Source organism: Hyalangium sp. (assembly GCF_045802625.1).
Lineage (GTDB): Bacteria > Myxococcota > Myxococcia > Myxococcales > Myxococcaceae > Hyalangium.
In genome coordinates this window covers 55,751-72,438 of the sequence record NZ_JBJMQP010000118.1, presented here as the reverse complement: position 1 = coordinate 72,438, position 16,688 = coordinate 55,751, and the positions used below count along the sequence as shown (strand labels likewise).

Sequence of the window (16,688 nt, the reverse complement as noted above, 5' to 3'; positions counted from 1 at the left end):
GCACTCCCCACACACAGTGGGGCTTCACGTTTTCGAAACGAATTCATAACCTATGCCTTACGTCCACACGTTGGACCCTCCGTGCAGGGCACTGCCCCGGTGCCCCCGCTTCAAGAAGGAGTGAAAGCAATGGCTCTCCCCGACTTGCTCGCCCCCGCCGTCAGTGTCGTCGGGGTCCTCCTTCTGGGGCTGCTCACGGCGGTGACGCTCGCGGGAGCGCGGGCCCGCCCGCAGCCCGTGCCCGTGCGCCGCGATTCCCCGCGCCGCCGCCGCTAAGCGCCGGAAGCATGCAGTGAGTCCAGGAGGCGAGGGGGGCTCGTTGCCGGGGAGCGTGTCTCCTCGGCCCGCGGCTCCCGAGACAGCGGAGCGCCGCCCCGGCAGCGTCTTCAGTCCTTGAAGGACAGCGAGAGCGCGAAGTCTCCCGCGGCGTCCGTCCACCAGGCCGACAGGTGCAGCCCCGCCTCGGCCAGCTCCGCCTCCACCTGCTCCGGGTGGAACTTGCAGCTCACCTCGGTGCGCAGCACCTCGCCCTGCTCGAAGTGGGCGGTGCGCTCGAGCGCGCGCAGCTGCACCTGCTGCGCCCGCCGGGAGATGAGCCACATCTCAATCCAGCCGTTCGCCTCGTCGAAGGGCGCCAGGTGCTCGAAGGCCTCCAGCTCAAAGTCGGCGTCCAGCTCGCGGTTGAGCACGCGCAGCACGTTGCGGTTGAACTCGGCCGTCACCCCCGCGCTGTCGTTGTAGGCGGCGAACAGGCGCTCGCGGTCCTTGATCAGATCCGTGCCCAGCAGGAGCCCGTCTCCCGGGGCCAGCCCCTCGGCCACTTCGCGGAAGAAGCGCGCGCGCTGCGCCGGCTTGAAGTTGCCGATGGTGCCTCCGAGGAACGCCACCAGCCGCCGCCCCCCGCGAGGCAGGCACCCCAGGTGACGCTCGAAGTCTCCCACCACCGCGTGCACCTGCAGCCGGGGGTACTCGTGCGCGAGCCTCACCGCGGCGCCGCGCAGGAAGCCCTCGCTCACGTCGAAGGGCACGAAGCGCCGCAGCCCTTCCTCCTGGAAGGCGTCCAGCAGCAGGCGCGTCTTCTCGCTGGTGCCGCTGCCGAGCTCGATCAGCGTGTCCGCGCCGCTGAGCCGGGCGATCTCCGCCGCGCGGGCCTGGAGGATCTCCCGCTCGCGCCGAGTGGGGTAGTACTCGGGCAGCCGGGTGATGTCGTCGAAGAGCTGGCTGCCACGCTGATCATAGAGCCACTTGGGTGACAGCTCCTTCGGGTGGCCACAGAGCCCGCGCAGCGCCTCCTCGCGCAACGCGAGCCGGGCGTCTCCCGGCCGCACATGAACATCCACCGTGATGGACCGTGCGTGCTCCAGGCCTGTCATCATGCCCATGCCCATTTCCATTCCGAGCCTCCTCACGCCACGTCCCTGGCACAGCGGAAGCCGGCGAAGATCTGCCGGCGGATGGGGTAGTCCCAGTTGCGGAAGCTGTTACGCACCGCCACGGGAGCGCTCGCCCACGCGCCGCCGCGCAGCACCCGGTACTCGGAGCCGAAGAAGACCTCGGAGTATTCGCGGTACGGGAAGGCTCGGAAGCCCGCGTAGCCCGTGAAGTCGCTGGCCGTCCATTCCCACACGTCCCCGAGCAGCCCCCACACTCCGTCGGCGCTGCGCCCCTGGAGGGAGGACCCTACAGGAGAGGGGCCCCACGTGTCACCCCCCAGGTTGGCATGCTCGGGCGTGGAGGGCGCATCGCCCCAGGGGTGAGCGCGCGCCGTCCCATCACTGCCCTGCGCGGCCTTCTCCCACTCGGCCTCGGTGGGCAGGCGCTTGCCGGCCCAGCGCGCGTACGCGTCCGCCTCGTACCAGCACACGTGCTGCACGGGCTCGTCCTTGGGCAGAGGCTCCACCCAGCCGAAGCGCCGGCGCAGCCACACGTGCTGGCCCTGCGGCAGCCAGAAGAGCGGGTGGCGGATGCGCTCGGCCTGGATGAACTCCCAGCCCTTCGGCTGCCACCAGCGCGGCTCCTCGTAGCCGCCCGACTCCACGAACACCAGGTAGTCCCCGTTGGTGACAGGGTGCGCATCCAGCAGGAACGCGGGCACGTCCACCGTGTGCGCGGGGCGCTCGTTGTCGTAGGCCCACGCGCCGTCGCTGCCCAGGCGCACCGGGCCTCCGGGGATGAGCACCTCGTGCTGGGGCACGGCGCCGGGGCGCGGGCGCTCTCGCGCGGCCGGGCGGTACTCCCACGTCGTCATCAGCTGCAGCGTGGCGGCCAGCGTCTCCGCGTGCTGCTGCTCGTGCTGGGCCACCATGCCGAACACGAAGCCGTCCTTCAGCAGGGGCTCGGGCGAGTCCTCCGGCAGCGTGTCCAGGTGCTCGCGCACGGCCTGGCGCACGCGCGTGGCATAGGCGAAGGCCTCCGCCGGGAACAGCAGCGGGAGCTCCGAGCGGGTGCGGCGTGGATGGCGAAAGGCATCGTAGATGGCATCGAAGGCCGGATCCGTGAAGGCCGGGCCCCCGAGCGCGCGCAGCAGCCACTGCTCCTCGTAGTTGGCCACATGCGCCACATCCCAGACGAGCGGGGACATGAGCGGCGAGTGCTGACGCAGCAGCTCCGCTTCCGGCAGCCCGTGGAGCATGGCCAGGGTCCGCGCTCGCGCGGCCTCCAGCTCCCGCCACGCGCGAACCTTCCACGGGGCTTCCGTGAAACGCTTCATCTGTGCCGCGCTGCCGCTGCCTGACATGACCCCCCCGACAGAAACCTAGGGAGGGTCCTCCGCCCCGGGGAGCGGCCCCCACCCGCGGGCATGTTGGAGTGAGACAACCTACGCCCAAAACGTTGGTGTCTCAACGATACAAGGGGGAGCGATGGGAGCAAGGAAGTAGCGGGCCCGGGAGCTCAAACGCCCACGAGGCGCGCGCTCTCGGTCCACAGCCGCTCCATGTTCCCTGGAACCTGGGAGTAGGGCGCGGCCTTGATGTGCTTCTGCCCCTTCCAGAACTTCCCCGACTCCTTCGCCCCCTCGGGCGCGGTGGCCAGCCAGGCGATTCCCTTCGCCGCCGAGTCCGGCTTGCCCGAGACCAGCTGCACCAGGAAGTTCAGCAACCCCGGCGCCTCCTTCAAGAGCGAGGACTTCACCAGCCCGGGATGCACCACGTGCGAGATGACCTTGCTGGGATCCACCCGCCGCGCCAGCTCGAAGCTGAACAGCAGGTTGCACATCTTCGAGGCCCCGAACACCCGGAACCAGCTGAAGGCCTTCTCGCTCTGCAAGTCTCCGAAGTCGAGCGCCACGTCGGACGGCGCCGACACCGTGATGACCCGCCCCGGCGCGGCGGCCTCCAGGGCCGGTAACAGCAACCGCGTCAGCAGGAACGGCGCCAGGTGGTTCACCGCGAACATCGTCTCGAAGCCGTCCTTCGTGACGGAGCGCTCGCGCTTCACAATGGCGGCGTTGTTCACCAGCACGTCGATCTTCGGGTGCCGGCGCCGCAGCTCCTCGCTGAGCGCGCGCACGGAGGAGAGGCTCTCGAAGTCGGCCAGCGCCAGCTCCACCGCCTCGTTGCCGCTCGCGCGCCGCACCTCGGCCACGGCCTGCTCGCCCCGCGCCTTGTCTCGCGCCACGAGCACCACCGTCCCAAGGCGTGCCAGCTCCGTCGCCGCGGCCTTGCCCACCGAGCCGGTCGCGCCCGTCACCACGAACGTCTTGCCAGACACTGCCGTCGCCATGAGTGCCGCCCTCCGGTGTACCGCTGCTTCAGTCCAGGAGCACGCCAGGCCGCAGGGGATGTCCGGCCCGGCGAGCTCCCCGCCTACGGTTCAGCGAACGATCTTGATGTTGAACTCGGGCGTCTTCAGCGCGCCCCACATCCGGAGCCACAGCGGCAGGAAGGACTCGGTGCCGCGCGACTGGGTGATGTCGCCCAGGTCCAGGATGTTCTTCCAGCCGAACTGCGTCTTGAGGAACTCGCCCACCGTGGCCTTGGCGGCCGCGTCGTTGCCGCAGACGAAGAGGGTGTGATCGCCACCGCCAATCTTGCCCGGCTCCACCATGATGGACGCCGTCACGGTGTTGAGCGTCTTGACGATCTTGGCCTCGGGGAGGGCGGCCTGCGCCAGCTCGCCCAGCGAGTCCGTGTTGCCCGCGAACAGCGTGGGCGGCATGCCCTTGGAGAAGTCCAGCGGGTTGGAGATGTCGATGACGATCTTCCCCTTCAGGTTCGCGCCCGCGGCCTTCAGCGCCTCCAGCGAGCCGTGGCCGCTGGTGGCGTTGAGGATCAGCTCGCCAAAGCCCGCGGCGTCCGCGAACGTGCCCTGCGAGGCCTTGGCGCCCGCGCCCTTGACCCAGGCCACCGCCTTCTCGTTGTTCGCCGTGCGCGAGCCCATCTTCACCTCGTGTCCCAGCGACACCAGCTTGTTGCCAAGGGCCGAACCCACCATGCCAGTACCGAGAATGCCGATCTTCATGTGCAAGCTCCTTCGTGAATCAGTGCGAGGCGGAAACTACCGGGGAGGCACGTGGTTGAGAATCCCGGGTTTGCTCAACATTCCGTCAACCCTGGGTTAACAATGCGGGCATGGACCTCTTCACCGGAGTGCTCCCCTTCTTCCACACCGCCGAGGAGCGCAGCTTCCGCAAGGCCGCGGCCCACCTCGGAGTGACGACGGCCGCCGTGAGCAAGGCGGTGGCGCGGCTCGAGGCGGAGCTGGGCGTCACCTTGCTCCACCGCACCTCGCGCCACGTGTCCCTCACCCCCGAGGGCGCCGCCTTCCTCGAGCACTGCCGCGAGGCCGTCACGCGCCTGCAGGCCGGGCGCGAGCTCGTCGCCCAGGCGCGGAAGGTGGCCGAGGGAGAGCTCAAGGTCTCCATGCCGCTCATCCTCGGGCGGGCGGTGGTGCCGGAGCTGGGGCGGCTCGCCGCGCGCCACCCGCGGCTGACCTTCAACCTCTCCCTCACGGACCGCTTCACCCGCATGGCCGAGGAGGGCGTGGACGTGGCGGTGCGCATTGGCGAGCTGGAGGACTCCAGCCTGGTGTCCCGCACCCTGCGCGTGCCGCAGTGGGTGACGGCGGCCTCGCCCGCCTACCTGGGGCGCAGCGGCACGCCCCGGCACTACAAGGAGCTGGAGCGGCACGCGTGCCTGAAGTTCGTCACGCCCTCGGGCGTCACCCGCGAGTGGACGTTCCGCGACAAGCGCGAGGCCCAGCCCGTCACCGTGCGCACCCCGGACGCGGTGCGCATTGATCACGGAGAGCTGCTGGTGGAGGCCGCCGTGGCGGGGCTCGGCATCTGCCAGGCCTTCGACTTCATGGTGGCCGAGCACCTGCGCGCCGGCCGGCTGGTGGAGGTGCTGGCCCCCTACGCGGCGCAGGGGCCTCCCATCCGCGCGCTGTGCCTGCCGCGGCGCCAGTCCACGCCGCGCGTCCGGGTGTTCCTCGACTTCCTCTCGCAGCTGCTGCGCCGCCAGGAGCGCTGACTACTGCGGGGCGCCGCACGCGAGCCACTCGGCCAGCTTCTTCCGGTCATCCACCGAGGGCTTCTCGCCGTCGGGCGGCATCTCCGTGTTGGTGACGGTGTCGCTGGCGCCGGCCTGCTCGTCGATGTCCTTCTCCTCCTTGATGATGCCGTCGAGGGTGTTGAAGTTCTTGTCGGCGGGGGCGTCCTGGCGCGCCGAGCCCGTGAGCGCCTCGTTGTGGCAGCGCAGGCAGTAGGTGCCCATGAAGTTCTGGCCGAAGTTCGTGTACGTGAGCGTGCTGCCGGTGGGGCAGGTGGCCCCCGTGGGCTTGCCCCCGCCGCACCCGGCGAGCGTCAGCAGGGCCGTGGCGGCGAAGGCACCGAGATACGGAACGAAGCGAGCGGACATGTTGAGACTCTCCTGAGGGGGGCCTGAGAGATCAGGCGCTGCCCACCCTGCACGATATGGGAGCGAGCAGCGGGGGCAATGGCCATTGTCTCCTCGCCCTCTAAGCGAGCGGTGGCGCGCTTCCTCCCCCCGTCCTCTCTGCCCCACGTCGAGTGGATGACAACCCTTCTCTGACGAGGGCCACGATCAGGCCCCACCGCGCTCGGACGGAGCGCGGAGGAACAGGAGGAGGCACCGCATGGCTTGGTCCAGGACTCCCTGGTCGGCATGGAATGGCCTGGGCTTCGGGCTGGTGGCGGGGGTGGTGTTCGCCCTCGCCGAGTGCGTGGCCTCGCTGGCGGGCGGGCAGGGTGTGCTGACGCCGGTGCGCTTCGCGGCCAGTGTCCTGCTCGGCGCGTCGGCCCTGGCTGATCAGCCGTTGGGGCTCACGGTGGTGGCGGGGCTGGCGGTGCACCTGGGGCTGTCGGCGTCCTTCGGCCTGGCGTACTCGCTGGTTGATGCGCGGCTGTCACCCGAGCTGCGGCCGAAGGTGGCTCACCAGACAGCGGTGGGCATGCTCTTCACCATCGGCGTGTGGCTGGTGACGTTCCAGTTCGTCGGGCGCGGCTACTACCCGTGGTTCCTGGGCCCCTCGCAGTTCTTCCAGTTGGTGATGCACGCGCTGTTCTACGGAGTCCCGCTCGGGTTGCTGTTCGCGCTGGCCGAGCGCCGCCGGGTGGCCATCGCCATCTTCGAGCACGACGCGTCCGAGGAGAGCGCGGCACGCCGGGCCCGCGAGGGGACACCGGACTGAGGGAGGAGAGGACGATGCGATACGCGATACTGGTGGGGTGCGTGTGGCTGGGGGCGAGCGTGGTGGGCTGCGGGGGCGTGCGCGCGGAGGCGCCGCTGCTCGAGGAGAATCCAGTGGTGGCGAGCGCTGGCAGGGGCGGCGGGGCGGAGATCAACACGGGTCCGTGGGCCGCCCTGGTGCACACGCCGAAGGTGGAGCAGGAGCGGCGCCGCCTGTATGAGCAGGTGTCGAAGGATCTCGGCCTGGAGCCGCGGGCCGTCAGCGCCCCCGCGCCTTGGGGCGGGCGAGGGCAAGCGGTGGGCGGCAGCGGCAGCGCGGGGCGCGAGCAGCGCGGCTGTGCCGAGGTGCTGGCCGCCAACGAGCCCGCCGCCGTGGTGTCCGGCACGCTGGAGTACGCGGTGGACGGGGTGTTGAGCGTCAACGTACCGGGCGAGGGGCCCATGAAGCTGCGCGCGGATGAGAGCACGTGCGCGGTGCAGGCTCACCAGGAGCGCGGGACTCCATCGCTGCACGTGGGCACCGAGACCCAGGTGGCTTATGTGCTGAAGAATGGGCTGCCCACGGCCCGCGTGGTGCGCGCCGCGCCCGAGCGTTTCATGCGCTGAGCCCCGGGGCGGAGGAGCCCAAATCCAGGCCTCCAGGCAAACGCTTGGAGTATGATGGGGTGACGTGACCCTGAGGGTTACATCTGCTGGCGCGCCACTCGCGCAAGCCCAGGACTGGATTGGCGAACCCCATGGACAAACCCCTCTCGAGCATTCTCGGCGCCGCGGTGCGGACAGCCCGGGTGCACGCTGGACTGACCCAGGAGGACGTCGCCGAGCGCATTGGCATGGCCTCGGAGGTGTATGGGCGCATGGAGCGGGGGCAGATGCTGCCGCGCGTGGAGAACCTGCGGCGGCTGTGCCTGGTGCTCAACGTGCCGCCGCACGAGCTGCTCGGCCTGGAGTCCCCGGATGGGGGCAAGGGGGACTTGCCCAGGGAGGAGGGGAGGTCCCGCTCCGAGGACTCGGCGGACATGCGGCGCCTGCAGCGCCGGCTGCGCAGGCTCAACGCCACCCAGGTGAAGCTGCTGAGCCTCATCGCCGGAGCGATGCTGAACAAGGGCCGTCACGGCAAGACCCGGAGGAAAGCAGCCTCGCGCGAGTCGGAGTAGGAGAAGAGGGCGTCTCTACGGCTGATAATAGGGGTAGTAAGGGTGCGCCAGGACGCGCCCCTCGGGCGAGACCACGTAAACCTCGATATTGAATCCTGCGTTGAAACTGGGGTCCGCCCAGCCGCACCGGTCCACACGTCGATGGATTTGAACCACGTACACGCCTCGGCTCTGAAGGACGATGATGTCCATGGCCTTGGGCGAGATTTCACAAGTTCCCGCATATCGAGGATCATCCTTGATCATGCTCGCCGTCCAAGATTGGATCGCGGCATGGGCCGCCATCACGGCCCGCCCGTCCAGGGTAGCCAGGGTCTCGATGTCATCAGGCCACCGGCCATCCACCATGGGTAGAGTGCGCGGGGCTGTGCCTGCATCCCGGCTCGAAGGTTTAGCAACGGTAGTCCCCGTTCCCGCATCCTGACCGGAGGGGCTGGCTGCAGCGGTCCCCGTGCCCGCATCCAGTCCAAGAGGGCCAGGTGTAGGAGTGACGATTCCACCATCCACCTCAGCGGGGCCAGGTTGAGGGGTGATGCTTCCTCCATCCGCCAGGAGGGAGACGAGCAGAACGAAGTGATGAGGTCTCAGCATGGGCCACCAGGGGGGAAACACGGCCTAGTACCAATCCACCAACTCGGGAGCGCATTTCGGTGGGAGTATCCACTCCGGATGGGCAGGGGATAACTGGGGTTTGCAAGTGGCCTGAAACTCCCACTGCTTCTGGTCCTCACTCCACCGGAACACCTTGCCTGCGGGGTTCCATTTGTAGAAACGAGGCTCCTCGCGGTGCCCCGTGGCGAGCCAGGCCCAGGCTGCAACCACCTGTCCGCGGGAATCATGCGCAGGCTCGCCGCTGGGGGTCGTCGCGTAACCCACGAAGACCCAGGCTCCTTCAGGCGTTTTCGCTGCCGGAAACACCTTCAAATCCTCGCTGCTCGCGAAGAGTCCACAGGGGTGGTTATGCGCGTAGCCAAACACAGGCCAGCCTCGCCCGAAGTCCGCGTCATCCACTCCACCGTAAGGAGGAACGCACGCATTGTGCCTATCCACCAAATTGCGGATGGGCCATGTCACGCGCCAATCCTCGGGTGTCCTGTAGACCGCAACGCAATATTCTGAAGCATCCGGGCGTGGTTGGCCCCACGCATCACAGGAGTCCGCCGCTCCTGGAAGGTTCATCAGGGCCTTGAGCGTTGGCAGCACCAGATCGTCCGGAACACTGTCCGGGCTCGCGAGCACGGCGGGAACAGCCGGCCAGGGTCCAGGGGCGATCATCACATCGGACCGGCCTTTCACCGAGGGCAACTCACTGGTCAGGTAGTAGAGCCGAGTGCCCGAGCACGCCAGGGCGAGGACACAGCCGACGATCGAGAGCTGATGCAGGCGGCGACCCGGCGAATTCACGCCAGCCAACATCGACTGTCGCAGGGAATCCAGGGTCACCCTCATCACCCGCGAACCTACAGCGAGCCTCGGGTGGGTTCAACGCGGGCTCTGGCGCGTGGGCTCAGCGGAAGCACAGCTCGGCGGCCTGGGCGATGAGCCAATGCCCAGTTCCTCCCAGACGGGAGCCCTGCCTAGGGCAGCTTCACTCCTTGAAGGGTGAGCGTGCGCGCCTTCCCCGCGTTCCACAGCGTGAGGGTGAAGGTCCTGTGCGCCCGCTCCGAGGGCAAGGCCAGCTCTACCCAAATCAATTGGCCGCCGCCCGGTACGCGCGGAGCCCGATGCAGCACGGAGAGCGCCTCCAGGACTTCTCCCGGCTGACCCTGCAGCGCGGCTCCCTCCGGCACCCAGGGGGTGTCCCCGTTCAGGTTCTCCAGCTCCAGCTCGATCGCGAGCCGCTTGGAAGAGCGGTAGAGCGTCATCCTCGCCACGTTGAATGTGTCCGCTGGGGCGAAGCTGAGCTCCTGAGCACTCAGCTCCGAGATGCTCAGCCCCTTCTCGTTCACCAGGTTGGCCGCGATCAGCCCCGCGAGCGTGTTACGTCCCTCGCCGCCCGCCGAGAGCTGTGAGTGTTCCTCGAGGCAGCGCTGGAGCTGCGCCTGCTTGCTCTGCAACTCCACCTGACAGGTGTCCGCCGGGGGCGGAGGGAAGGACACCTCGACCAGGTGCTCGGCCTGGCCGCGGTGGACCCCCAGCACGAACGTCGCGCTCTCGGGGACTGCTCCCTTCGCGAAGCGCACCTGCAGCCGCAGCCGCTCTCCGGGCTGGAGCTGCTCCGAGGGGACCAGGACCAGGAGGTTGCCCGCGGCCTCTACCCGCCGGAAGCGCTCGCGCCCCTCCAGCACCACCGCCTCCTCCACCAGCGCCCGCTCGAAGAGCAGCGTGGTGGCCACGCCAGGGCTGATGCACAGCTCGGGCGCTGGCGCCGAGCCCGCCACCAGCTCGATGCGGCGTGCCTCGGTCTGGCAGGGGACGGCGGCCTGGGCCCGCGCGACCGAGGGGTTCGCCAGCCAGAGGAGCACCAGGAGAACACCAGGTGAGCGGAGGTGCATGGGGGAACTCTGGAGCAGGAGTGAGGCGGCAATCCAGCCTCTACCACGCCTCCCGGACATTGGGTGGCACCCAGCCGCTGTTCCCCTTGCTGTCCACTCAGTGCTTGTCCTCGGATATCTCCACTTCCTGGATGGCGCCGATCTTCATCGCCCCCGGCTTGGAGTCCGGCAGGAAGGGGGCTCCCAACTTCTTGCCATCCTTGGGGGCAACCAGGTAGCCGCACCAGGGGTAGCGGCGGCCATCCGGCAACCGCAGCTCGACGAAGCGCGCATACAGCCTGTCGGTGAGGAAGAAGTCTCCGACGACCACGCTGCCGTAGAGGACATCGTCCCCTCGCTTCAGCAAGCGGACGGTGACTTCATGTCTCCCCTCCGTGGCGACGACCTCGTCCTCATACCGCGCGTGCTTGGGAGGGGCTCCCGGCATCAAGACACTCAGGCTGTCCATGCTTTCGAGCCCGAGAGACTCGATGGCCTCCTTGGCTCCGGGAGGGCACTGCTGGAGCGGAGGTGGGCCGGAACGGACGAGGGGCTCCGAGGCGGCACAGCCCCCCGTCAGCACGCAGGCGGCGACCACTCCGGCCAGGGGGCTGGCCACGCTGGAGCCTGGGCTCCGAGGCTTCTCTGGCTCCGGCCGGGGGGAGGGATTCTTCGCGGGAGGCTTCGTCCTCATGAATGAACCTTTCGATTGGGGTGGAGAAGGGGGCAGCTCGGCGCGAGCCCGGGGCCCCGCTTCGGCGGAGCGGCTGGCGAGGGCCCGGGGCTCCGCGTCACCGCTGGGGTTCGTCATCTCGGCAGGGGAGCTCGCGTCCTCGGCCCGCGCCATTCGCGGGGGCTCCGGGAGGGTGGAGGAAGGTGGCGGCGCCAGCGTGGCCACGGGGGGCTCGGGGCGAGGGCCCGGAGCGCGGGGCGTGGACGCACCGCGCCACAGCCCCAGGCCCACCGCCGCCACCAGCACCAGGGCCACCGCCGGCAGCCCTATGCGGCGCAGGGGCTTCGAACGATCCGGAGAGGCCCGCTCCGCGAGCACGGTGGGTGCGCTCGCCTCGCTCTGAGAGGTGGGCGCGAGCCTCCCCCCCCAGTCCACCCGGCCCGAGAGGGGCCTCTCCGGATCATCCGCGCTGGACGTGACGGCCGGGCCCCCCATGCCCTCGGTGGTCACGGCATCCGCGCCGGCCACCAGGGGCATGTCCAAGGTGGGGGTTTCGTCACGCAGCACCGCCTGGAGCTGCTCATGCAGCGCCCGGCCGCTCTCGGGGCGCTCCTCGGGGCGCTTGGCCAGCAGCCGCAGCACCAGCTCCGCCATCGCCGGGGGCACGCGCGGGTTGAGCACGGCCGGCGAGGGGGGCATCTCCTTTTCAATCAGCGAGGTGAGCACCTCCCGCGGCAGCGTGGGCGGGAAGGCCGGCGCGCCGGTGAGCACCTCGTAGAGCGTGCAGCCCAGCGCGTACAAATCATCCGAGGGCTGGAACGGGTAGCGCGCGTGGGGGTCCGCGTACTGCTCGCGGTGGAAGCGCACGGCCTCGGGGGTGCGCAGGTGCGGGGTGCCCGGGGGCAGCGGGCCCTCGGTGAGCGGCGCGCTCACCGCCACGTGCTCTCCGGCGCCGAAGTCCACCAGCACCGGCTCCCCGTCGCGCTGGCGCACCAGGATGTTGGAGCCCTTCAAGTCCCGGTGGTGCAGGCCCTGCAAGTGCAGCGCGTCCAGCGTGAGCGCCAGCGTGTCGAACAGGCGCAGCACCTGGCGCAGCGGCGGGCGCGTGCGCTTCACCCACTCGGAGAGCGTGGCGCCCTCCACGTAGTCCATGACGATGTAGTGGTAGCCGGTGCGCGGGTGCGGCCAGCGGCCGTGCGCCCACACTCGGACGACATTCGGGTGGGAGACGAGCAGCAGGCAGGCCAGCTCGCGCCGGGCGCGCGCATCGGTGCGGTTGAGGTCCTCGCTCTCGGGGCCGTGGACGGCGAACTTGAGGGCGTACAGCTCGCCGCCGCACTCCACGCGGAACACGGCGCCGAAGCCCCCGGCCCCCAGCCGCGCCTGGATCCGGAAGGGACCCACCATCATGTCCGGAGTCAGGTGGAAGGGGTGCTGCATCACGCGTGCTCCAGCGCGGAGCTGGCCCGTTACGTCTCCCCAGCCCCCGCGCCTGGAATGGGGGCCGTGTGACCCATGAGGATGGGTGGCGCACTATGACCTGCGGGGATGGTTGGTTCAAGTCAGAAGGACCCCATGGGTTGAGCCCGGCCGGTGGGCGGACGCGGTAGGGTGGGGCGCATGATGGACGAGCTGGTGCGAGCGCTGGGGCTGCGGCCCCATCCCGAGGGGGGCTACTACAAGGAGACGTACCGGGCCGCGGCGCGGGTGGACACGCCCCGGGGCTCGCGAGCGGCGGGCACGGCCATCTACTACCTGCTCCCGCGAGGCGAGTTCGCGGCGTGGCACCAGGTGGCCTCGGACGAGGTGTGGCACTTCTACGACGGCGCGCCCCTGACGCTGTACCTGCTGAGGGAGCAGGGGCTGGAGACGGTGACGCTCGGCCGGGAGGTGACGCGCGGCGAGCAGCCCCAGGCCGTCATCCCGGCCGGGGTGCTCCAGGCGGCGGTGCCGCGCGGGGACTACACGCTGGTGGGCTGCACGGTGGCGCCCGGCTTCGACTTCGCGGACTGGGAGATGCCGGCGCGCGACGCGTTGATTGCGCGTTATCCGGAGCATGCGGCGCTCTTCCGTCAGCTCACGCGCTCCGGGTGAGCTTGCCCTGCGAGGGACGGATGTAGGCGGCCCAGGGGCCTCCCGGCTTTGAGAAAACAAGAATCCTGGGGGCGAGCGTGATTAATGTTTCACCCGCCATGATCCAATCGGTCCGCTTCGAGAACTTCCGGTGCCTGAAGGACGTGGAGCTTTCGCTGGAGCCGGTGACGGTGCTGGTGGGCCCGCCGGCCTCGGGGAAGACGAGCCTGCTGGATGGGTTTGATCTGCTGCTGGGGTGCGACGCAGCGGACTACTGGCGGCAGGATGGGGGGCGGCCGGCGGTGGTGGAGTGGAGATACGAGCAAGGCACGTCGATGCGCGTGGAGTATCCGGTCGGGACGCTGGACTCCACGCCGATGGCGGCGCACACGGTGCAGGCGCTGGCGCTGGATTTGATCGCGCTGCGGTCCGAGAGCACCACGGGGCGCTCGCCGGTGCTGAACCGGACGGGAGACAACCTGTCGGGAGTTTTTGCCACGCTGTTGCCGGGCACGCGGCAGCGGGTGGTTCAGGAGCTGTGCCGGCTGGTGCCCGCGCTGGGAGATGTGGCGCTCCAGCAGACGAGCGCGCGCACCCAGCGGTTGAAGTTCCGGGATGCGTGGAAGACGGACCTGTGGTTCACGCCGGATCGAGTGGCGGACACCGCGCTGCTGCTCTTGGCCTACCTGGTGCTGCCGTACCAGCTGCCGCCGCCGGACCTGATCACCCTGGACATGCCCGAGCGGGGACTGCCACCGCCGCTGCTCGGGGAGCTGATGACGCTGCTGCGGAAGATGTCCAAGGGAGAGGTGGGAGGCACGCCCATTCAGGTGGTGGTGGCAACGGCCTCGGCGCAGGTGCTCAAGCACGTGGACGCGAAGGAGATCCGCGTGCTCTCGCGCTCGGAGAAGGAGGGCGCGGTGCAGGTGAGCGCGGAGCCGGAGGTGGTGGCCGAGTGGCGGCAGCGGCTCGAGCTGGCGTGAGACGGGGCTACGCGGTCCCGAGCCGGCTCGGGTGGGTGTAGACGTTGAAGCGCCCGCCGCGCACGAATGTGGCGAGCGTCACTCCGGAGCGCTCGGCGAGATCAATCGCCAGCGAGCTGGCCGCTGACACGCTGGCCACCACGGGAATCCGCGCGACAGCGGCCTTCTGCACGATTTCAAAGCTCGCCCGCCCGCTGACCACGAGCACCGCCGGTGGGCGCTCGGGACGAGGGGCCGGGCTGCTCGGCGAGGCTCGGGTGGATCTCACCGTGCCTCCGAGAACCAGTGTGCCCACCACCTTGTCCACCGCGTTGTGCCGGCCCACGTCCTCGGCGGCGGTGAGGACTTCCCCGCTCGTGTCCAGCACCGCCGCCGCGTGCACTCCGCCCGTGCGAGCGAAGTTGCGCTGCACGTCGTGCAAGAGCTCCGTGGCGCGGGCCACCACCTCCGGCGCGAGCACCCACCCCGGAGGAACCGGCGAGCACACCGCCATCAAGTCATCCACGCTGCGCCGTCCGCACACGCCACACGCGGCCGTGGTCAGCGTGCCTCGCCTCGCGGCGCTCACCCGCTCCACTTCGAGCACCAGCCCCGGAGCGGGCGTCACCTCGATGACGTTGCCCCAGCCCTCCTCGCCCGGGCGGCCGCAGTAGGTGACACCGCCCAGGTCATCCACCGAGCGGAGGATGCCCTCGGAGAACAGGAAGCCCACCGCGAGCTCCCGGTCCTGCCCCGGAGTACGCATGGTGATGGCCACCGTGTCGCCGCTGACGCGGATCTCCAGTGGCTCCTCCACGGCGACCGAGTCCTCCTCGGGCCCATGGGCTCCGTCTTCCGAGAACCGCACCACCGTACGCCGGGTGACGCCCTTGTCCTCACGGCTCATGGGCCTGCTCCCGCGCCAGCCGAGTGATGAACACCGCGAGCCCTTGTAGCTCCGCCGTCCCGAAGCGCTGCAGTCCTTCCGGCGAACCTTCCGGGAGCCGAGGCGCATCCGTCACCACCGCCAGCACATCCGAGCGCGTCGAGGCCAGCAGCGGCCCGTGGCCTTCGCGCCACACCTCGAGCTTGGGCAAGGGCCCGTCCTTCCAGCCCTCCACGAGCACCAGATCCACCCGGTCCCCGAACCGCTCGAGCAAGGGCAGCAGCACTTGCTCCGGCTCCTCCCTCACCGAGAGCTGCACGCCCGCCGGAGTAGCGAAGGCGACCAGGGCCGCTCCGCTCTGCTCGAAGCGCGCCGTGTCACTGCCCGTCCGGTGCAGCGGGTGGTGATCCGACGAGTGCTTCACCACGCCCACGCGCAGGCCTCGCGAGTGAAGCTCGGGCACGAGCCGCTCCACCAGCGTCGTCTTCCCCGAGCCGGACCAGCCGATGACGCTCAGCGCGGGCGGAGCCTTCATTCCTCCACCGCCACGTACCGGGGCCGGTCGAACAGCTCCAGCTCCACCTCATCCCCCTCGGAGAAGTCGGCACGGCCGGCAGGCAGGATGGCGAAACCCTCGGCGCCCACGTTCTGGAGGATCTGCCCCGCGCCCTGGGGACGCATCCGTGCCCAGGTCACTCCACCATCGTGGCGCTCCACGGTGGCGGTGATGAGATAGGTGAGCCCCGCCTGCTTGTGCCGAGCCTGGGAGAGCCGGGCGCGCAGGCGCCGACGCTCCTCGAGCACGCCCTGGAGCTTGAGCAGCAGCGGCCGGCCGAGCTGATCAAAGGCCACGGTGGCCGCGCCCGGATTGCCAGGGAGCACGACCACCGCCAGCGCTCCAAGGCGCGCCACCGCCACGGGCTTGCCGGGCTTGAGCGCCACGCCGTCCACGAGGAAGTTTGCGCCCAGCTCCTGGAGCACACGCTTCACCCGGTCCTTGTCGCCCACGGACGCGCCACCCGTGGTGATGAGCACATCCAGCCGGGGCGTCAGCCTCGAGATCGCGGCGCGCAGCTCCGAGTCGTCATCGCGGGCGCGCTCGGTGGCCACCACCTCCGCGCCGGCCTCGCGAGCCAGCGCGGCGATGAGCAGGAGGTTGCTCTCGTACACCTGATGCGGCAGGGCGGGAGTCCCGGGAGAGACCAGCTCATCCCCGGTGGCGAGCACCGCGACACGAGGCGCGGGACGCACTCGCGCGGTGGCCATGCCCATGGAGGCGAGCACCCCCAGCACGTTCGCATCCACCCGCTGGCCAGCGGTGAACAGCGGTGTGCCCGCGAGCACCTCCTCCCCGGCGCGGCGGATGTCATTGCCCGGAGGCACGGTGATGAAGAGCGAGACGTGGCCATCCTCACCAGCGCGAGCGGCCTCCTGGCGGACCACGGCATCGGCGCCCGGGGAGATCGGAGCGCCCGTGAAGACTCGGGCGGCCTCGCCGGGTTGAAGGGCTCGCGTGGGCAGCGCCCCGGCGTACACGGTGTCGACGATGCGCAGCCGCACAGGCCGATCGCGCGTCGCGCCGTGAGTCTCCTCGGCGCACACGGCCCACCCATCCATGGCGGAGTTATCGCAGCCGGGCAGCGAGCGGGAGGCGCTCACGTTCGTGGCGAGGAACCGGCCATGAGCCTGGAGCAAGGGCACCTGCTCGGCAGGAGCCGGGGTGACAGCTCCGAGTGCGGCTTGCCGTGCGGTGATGAGAGGAGTGAGCGACATGGAGGCTGGCCAAGGCCCAGCCTCCAACAATACTCCGTGG

The 16,688-nt window shown here is 69.9% G+C and carries 19 protein-coding genes; 7 read left to right on the top strand and 12 right to left on the bottom strand.

Annotated elements, in window-relative coordinates; all coding sequences use genetic code 11:
- Positions 1-129: 129 nt before the first annotated feature.
- Positions 130-276, top strand: coding sequence for a hypothetical protein (locus ACJ8AT_RS22255; protein WP_407739811.1), 147 nt, complete (start codon positions 130-132; stop codon positions 274-276).
- A 110-nt stretch (positions 277-386) separates the two neighbouring features.
- On the opposite strand, the gene egtD is transcribed toward ACJ8AT_RS22255, so the two are convergent.
- The 4 genes from egtD to ACJ8AT_RS22235 form a co-directional block, all read right to left on the bottom strand.
- Positions 387-1,394 carry an L-histidine N(alpha)-methyltransferase gene (gene egtD, locus ACJ8AT_RS22250; protein WP_407739810.1) on the bottom strand — a complete coding sequence of 336 codons (1,008 nt, stop codon included), beginning with the start codon at positions 1,392-1,394 and terminating at the stop codon, positions 387-389.
- 11 nt (positions 1,395-1,405) lie between these two features.
- Positions 1,406-2,710, bottom strand: coding sequence for an ergothioneine biosynthesis protein EgtB (egtB, locus tag ACJ8AT_RS22245; RefSeq protein ID WP_407739809.1), 1,305 nt, complete (start codon positions 2,708-2,710; stop codon positions 1,406-1,408).
- Positions 2,711-2,892: 182 nt separating this feature from the next.
- Positions 2,893-3,723, bottom strand: a complete 831-nt coding sequence (locus tag ACJ8AT_RS22240) for an SDR family NAD(P)-dependent oxidoreductase (protein ID WP_407739808.1) — start codon at positions 3,721-3,723, stop codon at positions 2,893-2,895.
- A 90-nt stretch (positions 3,724-3,813) separates the two neighbouring features.
- The gene (locus tag ACJ8AT_RS22235; RefSeq protein WP_407739807.1) at positions 3,814-4,461 is read right to left on the bottom strand and encodes an NADPH-dependent F420 reductase; all 648 of its coding nucleotides are present in this window, start codon (positions 4,459-4,461) and stop codon (positions 3,814-3,816) included.
- Between the two features lie 110 nt (positions 4,462-4,571).
- On the opposite strand from ACJ8AT_RS22235, the gene ACJ8AT_RS22230 reads away from it, so the two are divergent.
- On the top strand, positions 4,572-5,471 hold the full coding sequence (locus ACJ8AT_RS22230) for a LysR family transcriptional regulator (protein ID WP_407739806.1): 900 nt from the start codon (positions 4,572-4,574) through the stop codon (positions 5,469-5,471).
- On the opposite strand, the gene ACJ8AT_RS22225 is transcribed toward ACJ8AT_RS22230, so the two are convergent.
- Positions 5,472-5,858, bottom strand: coding sequence for a hypothetical protein (locus tag ACJ8AT_RS22225; RefSeq protein ID WP_407739805.1), 387 nt, complete (start codon positions 5,856-5,858; stop codon positions 5,472-5,474).
- Between the two features lie 238 nt (positions 5,859-6,096).
- Here ACJ8AT_RS22225 and ACJ8AT_RS22220 point away from each other — a divergent pair, with 238 nt between their 5' ends.
- The 3 genes from ACJ8AT_RS22220 to ACJ8AT_RS22210 all read left to right on the top strand — a co-directional run bounded on the left by ACJ8AT_RS22220 (position 6,097) and on the right by ACJ8AT_RS22210 (position 7,807).
- A complete protein-coding gene (locus ACJ8AT_RS22220) occupies positions 6,097-6,651 on the top strand; it encodes a hypothetical protein (RefSeq protein WP_407739804.1) in 555 nt (184 codons plus the stop codon).
- Positions 6,652-6,665: 14 nt separating this feature from the next.
- Positions 6,666-7,256 (top strand): hypothetical protein, encoded by a 591-nt coding sequence (locus ACJ8AT_RS22215; RefSeq protein ID WP_407739803.1) that lies wholly within the window; start codon positions 6,666-6,668, stop codon positions 7,254-7,256.
- Positions 7,257-7,387: 131 nt separating this feature from the next.
- On the top strand, positions 7,388-7,807 hold the full coding sequence (locus ACJ8AT_RS22210) for a helix-turn-helix domain-containing protein (protein WP_407739802.1): 420 nt from the start codon (positions 7,388-7,390) through the stop codon (positions 7,805-7,807).
- Positions 7,808-7,822: 15 nt separating this feature from the next.
- On the opposite strand, the gene ACJ8AT_RS22205 is transcribed toward ACJ8AT_RS22210, so the two are convergent.
- From ACJ8AT_RS22205 to ACJ8AT_RS22190, 4 genes are all read right to left on the bottom strand, one after another.
- A complete protein-coding gene (locus tag ACJ8AT_RS22205) occupies positions 7,823-8,155 on the bottom strand; it encodes a hypothetical protein (protein WP_407739801.1) in 333 nt (110 codons plus the stop codon).
- Between the two features lie 267 nt (positions 8,156-8,422).
- Positions 8,423-9,250: a hypothetical protein gene (locus ACJ8AT_RS22200; RefSeq protein ID WP_407739800.1), complete on the bottom strand. Its 828-nt coding sequence runs from the start codon at positions 9,248-9,250 to the stop codon at positions 8,423-8,425.
- A 134-nt stretch (positions 9,251-9,384) separates the two neighbouring features.
- Complete coding sequence (locus tag ACJ8AT_RS22195) at positions 9,385-10,302, bottom strand: DUF2381 family protein (protein WP_407739799.1); 918 nt, start codon at positions 10,300-10,302, stop codon at positions 9,385-9,387.
- 97 nt (positions 10,303-10,399) lie between these two features.
- A complete protein-coding gene (locus ACJ8AT_RS22190) occupies positions 10,400-12,394 on the bottom strand; it encodes a serine/threonine protein kinase (protein WP_407739798.1) in 1,995 nt (664 codons plus the stop codon).
- A 180-nt stretch (positions 12,395-12,574) separates the two neighbouring features.
- On the opposite strand from ACJ8AT_RS22190, the gene ACJ8AT_RS22185 reads away from it, so the two are divergent.
- Together ACJ8AT_RS22185 and ACJ8AT_RS22180 are read left to right on the top strand one after the other, a co-directional pair.
- Positions 12,575-13,048: a cupin domain-containing protein gene (locus tag ACJ8AT_RS22185; RefSeq protein ID WP_407739797.1), complete on the top strand. Its 474-nt coding sequence runs from the start codon at positions 12,575-12,577 to the stop codon at positions 13,046-13,048.
- Positions 13,049-13,146: 98 nt separating this feature from the next.
- On the top strand, positions 13,147-14,010 hold the full coding sequence (locus ACJ8AT_RS22180) for an AAA family ATPase (protein ID WP_407739796.1): 864 nt from the start codon (positions 13,147-13,149) through the stop codon (positions 14,008-14,010).
- Between the two features lie 7 nt (positions 14,011-14,017).
- Here the strand turns inward: ACJ8AT_RS22180 and fdhD are convergent, their stop codons facing one another.
- Genes fdhD through glp form a run of 3 tightly spaced genes read right to left on the bottom strand, consistent with a single transcriptional unit; the run spans position 14,018 to position 16,648 of the window.
- Positions 14,018-14,896, bottom strand: coding sequence for a formate dehydrogenase accessory sulfurtransferase FdhD (gene fdhD / locus ACJ8AT_RS22175; RefSeq protein WP_407739795.1), 879 nt, complete (start codon positions 14,894-14,896; stop codon positions 14,018-14,020).
- Positions 14,886-15,410 (bottom strand): molybdopterin-guanine dinucleotide biosynthesis protein B, encoded by a 525-nt coding sequence (mobB, locus tag ACJ8AT_RS22170; protein WP_407739794.1) that lies wholly within the window; start codon positions 15,408-15,410, stop codon positions 14,886-14,888. The genes fdhD and mobB overlap by 11 nt, the downstream gene beginning before the upstream one ends.
- On the bottom strand, positions 15,407-16,648 hold the full coding sequence (gene glp, locus ACJ8AT_RS22165) for a gephyrin-like molybdotransferase Glp (protein ID WP_407739793.1): 1,242 nt from the start codon (positions 16,646-16,648) through the stop codon (positions 15,407-15,409). The genes mobB and glp overlap by 4 nt, the downstream gene beginning before the upstream one ends.
- Between the last annotated feature and the right edge of the window lie 40 nt (positions 16,649-16,688).

Excerpts from the sequence above, each read along its gene's own strand:
- ACJ8AT_RS22215 (WP_407739803.1), top strand. The coding sequence starts at position 6,666 with ATGCGATACGCGATACTGGTGGGGTGCGTGTGGCTGGGGGCGAGCGTG.
- ACJ8AT_RS22240 (WP_407739808.1), bottom strand. The coding sequence starts at position 3,723 with ATGGCGACGGCAGTGTCTGGCAAGACGTTCGTGGTGACGGGCGCGACC.
- ACJ8AT_RS22235 (WP_407739807.1), bottom strand. The coding sequence starts at position 4,461 with ATGAAGATCGGCATTCTCGGTACTGGCATGGTGGGTTCGGCCCTTGGC.
- ACJ8AT_RS22190 (WP_407739798.1), bottom strand. The coding sequence starts at position 12,394 with ATGCAGCACCCCTTCCACCTGACTCCGGACATGATGGTGGGTCCCTTC.
- egtB (WP_407739809.1), bottom strand. The coding sequence starts at position 2,710 with ATGAAGCGTTTCACGGAAGCCCCGTGGAAGGTTCGCGCGTGGCGGGAG.
- ACJ8AT_RS22180 (WP_407739796.1), top strand. The coding sequence starts at position 13,147 with ATGATCCAATCGGTCCGCTTCGAGAACTTCCGGTGCCTGAAGGACGTG.
- ACJ8AT_RS22205 (WP_407739801.1), bottom strand. The coding sequence starts at position 8,155 with ATGGTGGATGGCCGGTGGCCTGATGACATCGAGACCCTGGCTACCCTG.
- ACJ8AT_RS22230 (WP_407739806.1), top strand. The coding sequence starts at position 4,572 with ATGGACCTCTTCACCGGAGTGCTCCCCTTCTTCCACACCGCCGAGGAG.
- egtD (WP_407739810.1), bottom strand. The coding sequence starts at position 1,394 with ATGGAAATGGGCATGGGCATGATGACAGGCCTGGAGCACGCACGGTCC.
- ACJ8AT_RS22195 (WP_407739799.1), bottom strand. The coding sequence starts at position 10,302 with ATGCACCTCCGCTCACCTGGTGTTCTCCTGGTGCTCCTCTGGCTGGCG.
- ACJ8AT_RS22220 (WP_407739804.1), top strand. The coding sequence starts at position 6,097 with ATGGCTTGGTCCAGGACTCCCTGGTCGGCATGGAATGGCCTGGGCTTC.
- fdhD (WP_407739795.1), bottom strand. The coding sequence starts at position 14,896 with ATGAGCCGTGAGGACAAGGGCGTCACCCGGCGTACGGTGGTGCGGTTC.
- mobB (WP_407739794.1), bottom strand. The coding sequence starts at position 15,410 with ATGAAGGCTCCGCCCGCGCTGAGCGTCATCGGCTGGTCCGGCTCGGGG.
- glp (WP_407739793.1), bottom strand. The coding sequence starts at position 16,648 with ATGTCGCTCACTCCTCTCATCACCGCACGGCAAGCCGCACTCGGAGCT.
- ACJ8AT_RS22255 (WP_407739811.1), top strand. The coding sequence starts at position 130 with ATGGCTCTCCCCGACTTGCTCGCCCCCGCCGTCAGTGTCGTCGGGGTC.
- ACJ8AT_RS22210 (WP_407739802.1), top strand. The coding sequence starts at position 7,388 with ATGGACAAACCCCTCTCGAGCATTCTCGGCGCCGCGGTGCGGACAGCC.
- ACJ8AT_RS22225 (WP_407739805.1), bottom strand. The coding sequence starts at position 5,858 with ATGTCCGCTCGCTTCGTTCCGTATCTCGGTGCCTTCGCCGCCACGGCC.
- ACJ8AT_RS22185 (WP_407739797.1), top strand. The coding sequence starts at position 12,575 with ATGATGGACGAGCTGGTGCGAGCGCTGGGGCTGCGGCCCCATCCCGAG.